This is a genomic window from Jutongia huaianensis, from assembly GCF_014384985.1.
GTDB lineage: Bacteria > Bacillota > Clostridia > Lachnospirales > Lachnospiraceae > Jutongia > Jutongia huaianensis.
In genome coordinates this window covers 19091-31204 of sequence record NZ_JACRSX010000012.1, presented here as the reverse complement: position 1 = coordinate 31204, position 12114 = coordinate 19091, and the positions used below count along the sequence as shown (strand labels likewise).

11 protein-coding genes are annotated in these 12114 nt (G+C 43.7%); 1 reads left to right on the top strand and 10 read right to left on the bottom strand.

Going from position 1 to position 12114, the window contains the following annotated elements; genetic code table 11:
* Positions 1-151 precede the first annotated feature (151 nt).
* From H8704_RS09240 to H8704_RS09225, 4 genes are all read right to left on the bottom strand, one after another.
* Positions 152-472, bottom strand: coding sequence for a LiaI-LiaF-like domain-containing protein (locus tag H8704_RS09240; RefSeq protein ID WP_249298069.1), 321 nt, complete (start codon positions 470-472; stop codon positions 152-154).
* Complete coding sequence (locus tag H8704_RS09235; protein ID WP_249298068.1) at positions 469-1020, bottom strand: hypothetical protein; 552 nt, start codon at positions 1018-1020, stop codon at positions 469-471. The genes H8704_RS09240 and H8704_RS09235 overlap by 4 nt, the downstream gene beginning before the upstream one ends.
* Before the next feature lie 49 nt (positions 1021-1069).
* On the bottom strand, positions 1070-1609 hold the full coding sequence (locus tag H8704_RS09230; RefSeq protein ID WP_249298067.1) for a hypothetical protein: 540 nt from the start codon (positions 1607-1609) through the stop codon (positions 1070-1072).
* A gap of 156 nt (positions 1610-1765) precedes the next feature.
* Positions 1766-2290, bottom strand: a complete 525-nt coding sequence (locus tag H8704_RS09225; protein ID WP_118678260.1) for an RNA polymerase sigma factor — start codon at positions 2288-2290, stop codon at positions 1766-1768.
* Between the two features lie 303 nt (positions 2291-2593).
* On the opposite strand from H8704_RS09225, the gene H8704_RS09220 reads away from it, so the two are divergent.
* Entirely contained in the window at positions 2594-3940 is a 1347-nt protein-coding gene (locus tag H8704_RS09220; RefSeq protein WP_249298066.1) for an MATE family efflux transporter, read from the top strand.
* 163 nt (positions 3941-4103) lie between these two features.
* On the opposite strand, the gene H8704_RS09215 is transcribed toward H8704_RS09220, so the two are convergent.
* The 6 genes from H8704_RS09215 to H8704_RS09190 form a co-directional block, all read right to left on the bottom strand.
* Positions 4104-5132, bottom strand: a complete 1029-nt coding sequence (locus H8704_RS09215) for an ABC transporter permease subunit (RefSeq protein ID WP_022464185.1) — start codon at positions 5130-5132, stop codon at positions 4104-4106.
* A 1-nt stretch (position 5133) separates the two neighbouring features.
* Positions 5134-6207 (bottom strand): ABC transporter permease, encoded by a 1074-nt coding sequence (locus H8704_RS09210; protein ID WP_249298065.1) that lies wholly within the window; start codon positions 6205-6207, stop codon positions 5134-5136.
* On the bottom strand, positions 6200-7717 hold the full coding sequence (locus H8704_RS09205; protein WP_118678254.1) for a sugar ABC transporter ATP-binding protein: 1518 nt from the start codon (positions 7715-7717) through the stop codon (positions 6200-6202). The genes H8704_RS09210 and H8704_RS09205 overlap by 8 nt, the downstream gene beginning before the upstream one ends.
* Positions 7718-7844: 127 nt before the next feature.
* Positions 7845-8903 (bottom strand): ABC transporter substrate-binding protein, encoded by a 1059-nt coding sequence (locus tag H8704_RS09200; protein ID WP_118678304.1) that lies wholly within the window; start codon positions 8901-8903, stop codon positions 7845-7847.
* A gap of 129 nt (positions 8904-9032) precedes the next feature.
* Positions 9033-10478, bottom strand: coding sequence for a sensor histidine kinase (locus H8704_RS14270; protein ID WP_249298064.1), 1446 nt, complete (start codon positions 10476-10478; stop codon positions 9033-9035).
* Entirely contained in the window at positions 10475-12112 is a 1638-nt protein-coding gene (locus tag H8704_RS09190) for a response regulator transcription factor (protein ID WP_118678248.1), read from the bottom strand. The genes H8704_RS14270 and H8704_RS09190 overlap by 4 nt, the downstream gene beginning before the upstream one ends.
* Positions 12113-12114 lie beyond the last annotated feature (2 nt).

Below are 12114 nucleotides of genomic sequence, written 5' to 3'. Positions count from 1 at the left end.
CTCGTTGGCTTCCCTCTACGCTACAAGCATTTTCTTATACACTAAAAAAACGCATCTACCTATATAGACACGCTTTTTTTAAAAATGCTGCAATAAAAGCAAAAAATTTATTCAGCTCTGTGACCGTCCGGACTGCACCTGATCCTGCAATCTAAAAACCATATCCCGTGGAATTAAACCATACATCCTGCCCAACATTTGTTATGACCCAGTCTGCCCCTGCCATACACATGGAAAATCCCGTCAAAAGAAATATTACAATGATCGCGGCAAAATCATATTTTTCTGCTTTGCCTGATGCGATACAGGTGTAAAATAATATTTCCATTCCCAGACCGATCAAAATCAACGGCCATAAATGAAAGATTAATTCATAATTCAAAAAACCTCCAAAGATATGTACCAAAAACAGTACACCGAATACTACCAGACAAACTCCCATAGTAATCGTTCCAATCCTGCGCTCTCTCATTCGTCCTCTCTCCCTTCCAGATATTTATCATCGTCATCCTGCAGATCTGATTTTTTGCCAAGGATCATTTTAATACCAAGTCCAATGATCAAGAATGAGATCAACATCTGCGGAATATAACGGGTCAGAATCCGGCTCAGCTCATAGGAAAGGTAAATGCCACACTGTGCCATAATTGCCACGACATCATTTCCCAACAGATAAATTCCAAACAAAATTAGAAATACAGCTGCAAATTTTCTCCCCCTGCCCACAGATAATCTCGGCAGCTCCTGAACATTTTCCAGCAATACATAATGATCCTCCAATGCCGCAAACTCCTCATCCGGCATGGAATTTTTGTTTATTGCGTCAAAAAATGCGTAAAACCAGACAACGATTGCCAGTAAGCCAAGTACATCCACATACAGCCAGCTTGATAATACCAGAACTCCGATAAAAAGCAGCATCAGACTGACGCCCTCCTTAAAAAATCCCAGATACATCTGTCCGGCTCCCGGAATGCAGGATAGAATAAATGTCATAAACGGTCCTCTTTTTCGTTTCATAATGATCCTCCTAATTTCTAATATTTTCTTAAATTTAAAACAGATAAATTTATTTCTTCTTTTTCAGAAACCAGTTACTGATTTCCCTCTTACTTTCCTGCTGCCTTTTTTCTACAAACTTTTCTCTCTGCTCCTTCTGTTTCTGCTTTTCCTCCGCTAATTCCTGTTGGTAAGCAAGCTTTTCAGAATCTTGCTTTGATATGATCTTCTCCGGATCATCCCCGGAAACGGATGTCTCCCAGCCTGAAATGATATGTGGCCGGGTCGTTACCGGCAGATCCACATTTCCCTGGAAATTTGCCGCCACCATAAGTCCCAGTGCCATGCAGACTCCCAGTGCCACTCTGGTGCAATACCGGTAATATTCTCTCTGTTTCTGCCTCCGGTCAGGAATCTTTGCTGCTTTTTCCAAAATTCCTGCTGTTACTCCCCGTGGCAGCGATATCATTTCTATCTCCGGGAGGCCTGCCGCCAATCTTCCGGCACAGTATTCGCACTGTGCTGCATGCTGCAATATTTTTATTTCTTCCTTTGCCGTCAACTCATGCTGATAATATTTCGTGACCTGCTGATCTGTAATATGTGCCATAATATTCCTCTCTTTCTGAGCGTTTATCGCAAAGTGGCGAAGTGAAATTCGTGCAGGCGATTTCACTTCTGCCATCAAAGCTATTTGCCTTCACTCAGAAGCAAATAGCCGTGTGAAAAATGCTGCATCAGTAGTATTTTTCACACTTCCCTCCTTTCATGGTCTGACTATCTTTGGCCCCAGCTTTTTCTGAAGCATTTTCCTGGCTCTCAAAACCTGCGTCTGCACTGTCTTTAATTTGATTCCCTTCTGCTCTGCGATCTCGCGCGCGGTCCTGTCGCAGCAATAAAATTCGTAGGCAATCTGCCCGTAGGGAGGCTTCAGATCGCGGCATGCTTTTGCAAGCTCATCCTTCACTTCCTCCTCCAGGAACCTTTCCTCCGGTGATGAAACCGTCCCGGCCCTGCTTTCCAATACCTCCGATTCCGAAGGCATTTCTTTCCTTCCCTTTTGCTTCAAAAAGTCCAGACATTTATTCGTCGCAATCTTTGTCAAAAATGCTTTCTCATTCTGTCCGTCAAAGCGGTCCAGCACTTTGTAATATGTAAGAAATGTTTCCTGTGTCGCATCCTGCGCCTCAAAATAATCACCCACCATACGATAGCAGATGGAAAAGATCAGTCTCTCATATTTTTCCAGAGCTCTTTCCAGCTGCGCTGTCTGTATGGAATTGTCCGTCAAGTCTCACCACCTCCTTTCTCACCCCTCTCATTATATACAAACGAGTGGATTTTACAAAAACCTTCAGTTTTTTAATTTTTTTTGATTTTTTTTGATATTTATTTTTGACATTCCCTGTTTCATATGTTAGTATAGAACCCGTTCTAAAACTTATGTGGATTTTTCTAAATGTGTAAGCACATTTACTTTTCGCCGCATGGCCATCCGGTCATGTGGCGTTTTTCGTTCATAGAAAAATGCCGGGAAACATATCGCAAAAAGGTAAACACTGTTTTTTCATTTCACAGGAAAGGAAGAAAGATTATGATGAAAAACACAGATCAGACTTATATGAAAACCCAGCCGGTGCTCCGGCTGCTTCTGACCACGGCACTGCCTATGGTCATTTCTATGCTGGTAAACTCTCTTTACAATATTGTGGACAGCTTTTTTGTGGCAAAGATCAGTGAAGATGCCATGACCGCATTATCTCTGGTGTATCCTATGCAGAATCTGATCAATGCCGTGATGATTGGATTTGGGGTCGGGATCAATGCCGTGATCTCCTTTTATCTTGGTGCGCAGAATCAGGAAAAAGCAGACCGCGCCGCAACGCAGGGTGTCATCCTCAGTACAATTCACGGAATCCTTTTAATGGTATTCTGCCTGCTGACGATCCATCCATTTTTAAAACTGTTCACCTCTGATACAACGACGATCCAACTGGGACTGCAATATTCCCATATTGTATTTGCTTTTTCCGTCATGTTCGCCTGGGAGCTCGTCTTCGAAAAGGTGTTTCAAGCAGTGGGACGCATGGCTGTTTCCATGGTTTGCATGATGATTGGGTGTATTGCCAATATTATCCTGGATCCGATCCTGATATTCGGACTTGGACCTTTTCCACGCATGGAGATTAAAGGGGCCGCCCTTGCCACAGGACTCGGCCAGACCATCAGTGCTCTGTCCTACGTTGTCATTTATTTCTGCCGTCCACTATCTGTCCGGATCCGCCGTGACTGCGTTCGTCCTGACCGCCGGATATGCCGTAAGCTATATGCCATCGGCATTCCTGCTTCCCTGAATCTGGCGCTTCCGTCCCTGCTGATTTCTTCCCTCAATGTCATTCTGACGGCATATTCCCAGACTTATGTTTTTATCCTGGGTGTTTACTATAAACTACAGACATTCCTGTATCTTACCGCAAATGGCGTTATTCAGGGAATGCGTCCTTTGCTGAGCTACAATTACGGTGCCGGGGAACATGTGCGTGTACGCAATATTTTTAAAGATGCTCTGATCATCGTTTTTCTGATCCTGCTTGGCGGTATGCTGCTTTGTCTGACAATTCCTCAGCAGCTCATGGGACTTTTTTCGAACAATCCGGACACGATCCGCTCCGGTGCTCTGGCTCTTCGTATTATCAGTGCAGGCTTTATCACATCCTCCCTTTCCGTCACCGCTTCCGGTGCTTTGGAAGCATTAGGCAAAGGGCTTTCCTCACTGATCATCTCCTTATGCCGCTATGCGGTATTGATCATTCCGATCGCCTTTATCACCAGTCGTTTTCTCGGTGCTGTGGGCGTATGGCATGCCTTCTGGATCGCCGAGGCTCTTACCGCTGTTCTGGCTGTCCTGATTTTCGAACATACACTAAAACAGGCAGAGTAATACTCTGCCTGCTCTAATATGATCAATTCTGAATTTACTTTAGCAGATCCTTTAAAAGAAGTATATCATTCTTCTGACAGCCTTTTAGAGATTTTCCTATATCCTGAAAAAAGGCCGCCATACATCGTATAGCAGCCCTCTTCCGGCATATTATTTATTTCCATTATTTTTTCTTTTTCTTACGTTTTACTGCTGCGATCACAGCCTGTAATACGATAAAGAAACAAAGCAGTGCTGACAGTGTAATTCTTACCCACCAGCTTGATAAGGTTCCCTGTGTGGTGATCAGACTGGAAATCGTACCATTGATCAGTACACCAAACAAGGTTCCAACAACGGTTCCAACACCACCGCTGAGGAGTGTACCACCGATTACGGCAGAGGCAATGGCATCCATCTCAAGACCCTTTGCCTGCTCAACAAATCCGGCACAGCTGTTCAGACAGAACAGGAAGCCTCCGAGACCTGCCAGAAAACCATCCAGCACATAAGCCTTCATTTTCGTTTTCTTCACGTCGAGTCCCATCATTACGGCACTCTGCTGATTACCGCCAATCGCATAAAGGCTTCGGCCAAATTTTGTAAATTTCAGCATAAGCGTGATCAGAATGACAACCGCCAGTGCGATAATAACGGTGGGATATATGTATGCCGGAATAAATACTCCTCTCCGGTTATATGTACCAAACGGAAGATTGATGCGGTAGTTTGCCCACTTCAGAAATGTTTTATTCTGAATGGCGATCATATCTGTACTGATCACCGCCGTCAGTCCGCGGCCAAAGAACATACCCGCCAATGTTACGATAAACGGCTGAATTTCCAGATAAGTTACCAGATAACCCTGTACGATGCCGAATAATATTCCGATCAAAAGAGAGATGGCAACGGCTGCCACCGCACTCATTCCTTTGTTTTCCATGGCATATGCGGCAGACATACATACAAGAGCGGTCACGGAACCAACGGAAATATCAATTCCTCCGGTGATCATTACAAGAGTCATACCACATCCGATCACGATAAGTCCTGCATTCGAGATGAACAGATTCATAAACATCTGAGGCTTTGCAAAACCTTTATCGTTGAAAATAATCATTCCTGCAATATACATTACTGCAAATAATACGATAGTAATCATCAACAGGAATGTGCTGCTATTAATTTTCTTTTTTGTCTTTTTCTTTTCCATATCAATGACCACCTTCCAACGCTTTGTTTTTCAAAGCTCTTTTCTGCTTCCAGGCTTCCATATTTCTACGGAATACCGGACTCTGGATGACAACAATAATGATAACAACGATTGCTTTGTAAACCGGGAGCTGATCTGCGGATACTGCCATTGCGTAAAGAGTTGTTGTCAATGCCTGAATGGTATATGCACCGATCACAGATCCCATAATGCTGAATTTACCACCACTCAGTACATTGCCGCCAAGAGCAACGGCAAGGATCGCATCCATCTCAAGATTTAATCCGATATTGTTTGCATCAGCAGAATAGATACGGCTGGATGCCACAATGCCTGCTACACCTGCCAGTACACCACAGATCACATAGGTCAAAAACTTGATCATCGTAGAATTGAGACCTACCAGTCTGGATGCGGAACCATTGATACCTACACTTTCAATATAAAGACCAAGAGCCGTTTTCTTTAAAACAATATTTACTATTATGATCGTTGCTATTGCAAAGAAGATTGGGGTAGGTACCGGACATTTTCCAATATAACCTCCCATTACCTTAAAGGAATCTACTCGTACATATGTAATCTGTCCTTTTGTTACAAGCTGTGCTATACCACGACCTGCAGTAAACAGGATCAGGGTCGCAACCATCGGCTGGATTCCAAGATTTGCCACAAGAAATCCATTAAATGCACCGCATAAACCGGCTACAATGACTGCTGCGATAATGGCTAATGCCATAGAGTTCATCAACTGATCTGTAGTTACCTGGCCACCGGATAAAATCTGACAGCATACAGCCGCTGCAACTGCCATAACAGCACCGACACTGATATCCTGTCCTCCGGATGCTGCTGTCACAAGTGTCATACCGATTGCCACGATCACCAGTTCGGAAGCACGATTTACAACGTCCACCAGATATCCGTAAAGAACCCCGCCTTTCATGGAGATCACAAAGAAATCCGGTGTTTTTATGACGTTTACTAAAAGTACAACAAGCAGACAGACAATTGGTAAAAATAAATGATGATGCGTGATCGCTTTCCAATTAAATTTTTTCTTTTCATTACTCATTGGACTTTCCACCTCCTGCTATGGTCTCCATGATCTTCTCCTGTGTCAGATCGTCGCCCTCAATCTCGCCGACCTTCTTTCCGTCACGAAGAACCGCCATTCTGCTGCAGGTACGAAGCATCTCCTCTACCTCCGAAGAAATAAATGCAATGGATTTTCCTTCATCCGCCAGACGAAGCACCAGCTTCTGGATCTCTGTTTTCGTACCAATATCAATTCCTCTGGTTGGCTCATCCAAAATCAAAAATCTGGGATTTGTCAGCAGCCAGCGTCCCAGGATCACCTTCTGCTGATTTCCTCCGGAAAGACTTTTGATCGGTGTCTCCATACTCGCTGTTTTAATCTGCAGCAAATTGATAAAGTTTGTTGCTGCATCCTCCATCTCTTTTCGTTTCATCGGATGGAACATTCCGCGCTTTGCCTGAAGAGCAATAATAATATTTTCCCGGACGGACAGATCTGCAAGGATTCCGTCCTTCTTTCGATCCTCCGGCAGATATGCCATTCCTGCTTTCATTGCATCGAGCGGCGTGTTAATTTTGGCTTTCTTGCCAAACACTTTTACCTCACCGGTATCCGCCTTATCGGCTCCATAGATTGCCCGGACCATCTCGGAACGGCCGGAACCAAGAAGTCCGGTGAGACCAACAACCTCGCCTTTGTTAAAGGTCATATCGAACGGCTTAATACTTCCATGATGAGAAACTCCGTTTGCTTCGATAACCGGTTCTCCTTCTTTTACCGAACCGACTCTGTCGCTCTTGATATCCGCCAGATCATCAAAGTCTTTTCCCATCATTTTGGCAACCAGCTGAACTCTCGGAAGATTTTCCACATCATATTCACCCACCAGTGTGCCATTTCGAAGAACCGTGATCTTATCACACACCTCATAAACCTGCTCCAGGAAATGTGTGACAAAGATAATGCCGACACCCTTTGCCTTTAACTTTTTCATCAGACCAAACAGCTTTTCTACTTCTTCTTCATCCAAAGAAGATGTCGGCTCATCGAGGATCAATACCTTGCATTCCATATCTACTGCTCTTGCAATGGCAATCATCTGCTGGATCGCAATGGAACATTCATCCAGTAATGTCGTCGGTGCCACATCAATGTCCAGAGATTGAAGCAGCTTACGGGAGCGTACATTCATTTCCTTCCAGTTGATCATTCCAAGTTTTCTCGGCTCCCTGCCAATAAACAGATTCTCTGCTACCGTCAGATTCGGACAAAGGTTTACTTCCTGATAAACGGTACTGATACCATTGTTCTGGGCATCCTGCGGGGATTTATTCACCATCGGTTTCCCATCCATTATGATCTCTCCGGCGTCAAAAGGATAGATTCCTGTCAGCACCTTGATCAGTGTTGACTTTCCGGCACCATTCTCTCCCATCAGAGCATGAATGTCGCCTTCACATAATTTGAAATCTACATTAGATAATGCCTTTACGCCCGGGAAAGTTTTTGTAATGCCTTTCATTGTCAAAATTGCTTTCTCAGCCATTGATTTCACCTGCTTTCTGCCCAAAAAGGGTACAAAAATAGCGCAATACAGCTTCGTGTTGCTTTCTATATTGCGCTATCCCTGAAACACTTTAGCGTTGCTTTTTATGAGATTATATTATGAAAGATTAATATGCACGGCCTTTGATCACCTTGTCATCAACAACTGTGACATCATAATCTTTTCCGTCAGCATTTACGCTTTCTACATCTTTTACTGCTGCGAAGATCTCTTCATCTACATACTGCTGTTTCTCCGGTGTCTCACCGTTTTCCAGAGCCTTGATGATCTCCTCTACACGAGGACCGTGAAGTGGATTACACTCGGTATCAAGAATGATCTTTCCATCCTTTACATCGGTCAGACCGGTCTTAGTAGAATCGAAGGACATTACCAGAATGTCATCCTTGCCGGTTCCAACGGTCTTACCTGCTGCCGTGATGGCATCAATGGCACCAAATGCCTCATTATCATTCTCGCAATATACAACATCAATGTCATCTTTGTGCTTCTTTAACAGAGACTCCATAACCTCCTGGCCTTTTGACTGTGTAAATTCACCTGTCTCTTTTGCCAGCAGATTCCAGTTTTTATTCTCCTTGCAGGCATCCTCAAGTCCTTTTGTACGTCCGATCTGGGCAGATGCACCGATCGTACCCTGAATATCTACGATATTGATCTCTTCATCGCCACGTCCTGTCTTGTCTAAGTATGCCTTTAACCACGCTGCTGCTTTCTTGCCTTCCAGTTCGAAGTTTGAACCAACCCAGGCGGTGTAGAGACTGTCATCGGATACTTTAACCATACGATCTACGATGATTACCGGAATACCGGCATCCTTTGCTTCCTTAAGTACGGTGTCCCATCCGGTTTCTGTTACCGGAGCAAGTACGATGTAATCAACCTCCTGCTGGATGAAGTTTCGGATTGCTTTGATCTGATTCTCCTGCTTCTGCTGTGCATCATCAAAAATTAATGTGTAACCATTTTTTTCACTGAACGTTTCTTTCATAGAAGTGGAGTTTGCGGTCCGCCAGTCTGACTCCGCTCCTACCTGTGAAAAGCCTACGGTAATGTTACCGCTCTTTGCATCGCCTCCGGTCTTGGCTGCCTTCTTGGAGCCACATGCTGTCATTGCAAAGACCATACAAGATACTAATAATGCTGAACATATAATTTTTTTAATTCTCATATTGTTTTCCTCCTCTATCTCCTAATTTGAGTTTGTATGTCGCTTACAAGTATTATTATAGATTTTTTTCTATTTTTTACCATAAAGATACTTATGCAAAAAGTTTAATATTTTATCAAATGATTATATCTTGTTTGTTTTTTTATCCGAAAAGTTAAATTTTTTCGGAATATTAACACGAATGACAGTACCCTCCTGATATTTTGAACAAATATCAAGACCATATTCCTCTCCGTAATAAAGCTTCAGACGCCCCTCGACTGCAGACATTCCAAAGCCTACGCTCTGGTTGTTCTTAAGTCCCTCCTGTACCTCACGCAGACGATCCTCTGTCATACCGATCCCATCATCCTTCACCTGAATGACGATATCTCTGCCTGCATCCTCAAAAGTGATCCAGATGCTGCTCTTTCCTCTTTTTTCCTTTACTCCATGATACAGCGCATTTTCTACCAGCGGCTGCAATGTCATCTTTGGCAGACGGATCTCTTCCATGTCCTGCGGCAGCTCGATGGTATAATCAAGAATATCACTGTAACGGATCTGCTGGATCTCCAGATAACTTTTCGTGTGTAACACCTCGTCATGCAGCGAGATCACATCCTCCCCCTTGGATAAAACAGTCCGGAAAAAGACGGACAAATGGGTCAGCATCTCAATTGCCTCATCATGCATATCTGCCTCCACCATCCATACGATCGTATCCAGAGTATTATATAGAAAATGCGGATTTACCTGTGCCTGGAGAAGCTCCAGCTGGATCATATGCTGCTTCCGTTCTTCCTCCTTAACATTTTCCAGAAGAGTCTGGATGCGCCCCGCCATTTTCAAAATACCGCGGTCCAGTTCCTTTACCTCGATCACATTTGTTTCCACCGGTATGATGTCAAAATTTCCGTGTCCCACTTTTCGGACATTATCGCTGACGCCACCTATGGGATCTGTAATCTCCCCGGCAAGCCGGAAGGATTTTTTTACCACCAATGCAACGATCACAAACACAAATATTCCCAGAATGATCCCCACGGCAAGAATCCGGGCAAACATATCATTTTCTACCTTTTTCAGATATCCTGCCTCATAATAAATATAGTCTCCCATTGCTTTCTGTGTCAGCTCCGTAAGCACATATACATTATTGGTGAGCTGTATCTGTCTGGAATCATACCCTTTCGTTTCCGCAATGGCACGCATTCGCTTTTTCAGATTTTTACAATCTGCGATCACAAGCTCGATAGCTCTGCGGCTTTCCTTTCGTACCGTCGTTTTTTCCAGCTTTTCCGCCAACCGGATCGCCCGGTTCACGTCCTTCACAGGAAGCGTTTTCTGTTCTGCGCTTCCCACACAATAATGGTACATTTTCAGATCCATATTTTCCTTAAAGCTCAGACTGAATTCACTGCTGAGATTCATATTATGGGTGATCGTAGAATAATTTCCGATGGAAATGCACATAGAAGCCACCAGCAGCAAAATACAAAACAGCAATGGCAGTGCAAGGCTCCAGATCAGATATTGTATTTTTTGATTTATGTTTAATTCCTCATATTTTGTCTTTCTCTTTTTCACGAAACTGCCCCCTGATTACGATATTCACTCGGTGTACATCCCTGTGTTTTTTTGAACAAAAAACTGAAATAATGGGAATCCTTATATCCTACCTCCAGTGCAATTTCTCCGGATCGTTTATCTGTACAGCGCAAAAGCTCCTTCGCACGGTTCATTCGCAGACTCGTCAGATATTCAATAAAGGTCTGTCCCATTTTTTGACTAAACATGGCACTGAAATGGTTAGCACTGACATTTGCCACACATGCCACCGTATTTAATGTAAGATTCTCGTCTGCAAAATTTTCTTCCATATATTGAACGGCATTTTGCAAAACATTCTGGTATTTCCCTTTACTTTTCTCTTCCCGCAGCTGAATTGCCTGTTTTAAGGCACCGGATATGCTTGCCGCAATTTTGTCATGATCCAGCGGCCGCCCCATACCGGAGGCTTCCAACAGAGAATGATCTACCACATCCTTTTCATATCCCAGCTTCTGCAAAAAGGATACAATACAAAAATGAATGTTCAAAAGAATGTACTGGCGAAACATTTTTGATTTCAATGCGGACTCTCCTACCATCTGAAGATAATTTTCTACAAAACCGGCAACTTCATTTTCCAGACCATTGCAGAGAAAATTCTGAACGATTGCCGGATTCACAACATTACTGTCCACGCTGACCAGATCCTCGATCTCATTATCCCGGGATTGACTTTCGCCCATGGGAACCATATCCTGGGATATCACATGAGAATATCCAAAATAACGATATGCAAAAAGCTGCATTCCCTCCTTATAGCAATCCGGCATCTGACTGAGACGTTCCACCGGCTTTGATGCACATACGATCCACTCCAGTCCGCTCTGGTCCTTTTCCAGAATATCCTGAAGCAGTTTTACACAGTGCTCCGTATGTGCCTGTATATTTTCCACATCCCCGGTCAAAAGCAGTACATAGCTGAAGGTCTGATTCCGGAACATATATAGATTTTTCTCCTTTTGCAGCGTGTCATCGATCTGCTTCTGTACATCTGCCGCCCTTTGGGAATATTCCTGATCGATCGTATCCGTATCCCGGCTTTCCGCCAGCGAGAAAAATACCAGATTATAGCTTTCTGCCATAATGTCAATGGAAAGCTTTTCTGCCCTGTCATAAATCTCCGGCAGATCTGCGTGCTTTGTCACCAGCAGCTCAAAAAAATCACGCCGGGAGTGGTTTTCATATTTCTTAATTTCCTGTTCAAATTTTTCATAATAATCCTGCTGCTTTCCCTTTTCTTCAAAGTCCTTCTGGATCTTCTGCAGAACACGGACAAAATCTGCTTTGGCAATCGGCTTTAATAAATAATCATCAACGCCAAGAGCAATCGCTTTTCTGGCATATTCAAAATCGTCATAACCACTGACAATAACAATGCGGATCTCCGGAATTTCCTTCTTTACAATACCGCTTAACGTAAGTCCGTCCATAAACGGCATCTTGATATCCGTGATCAACACATCCGGCTTTGTCTTGCGGATCATAGGAAGTGCGATCTCTCCATCCTTCGCCTTACCCACCAGTTCAAAACCATATTCATTCCATGGAATCATCCGTTCCAGTGCTTCCCGAATCACAATCTCATCCTCGATCAAAAATACCTTATACATAC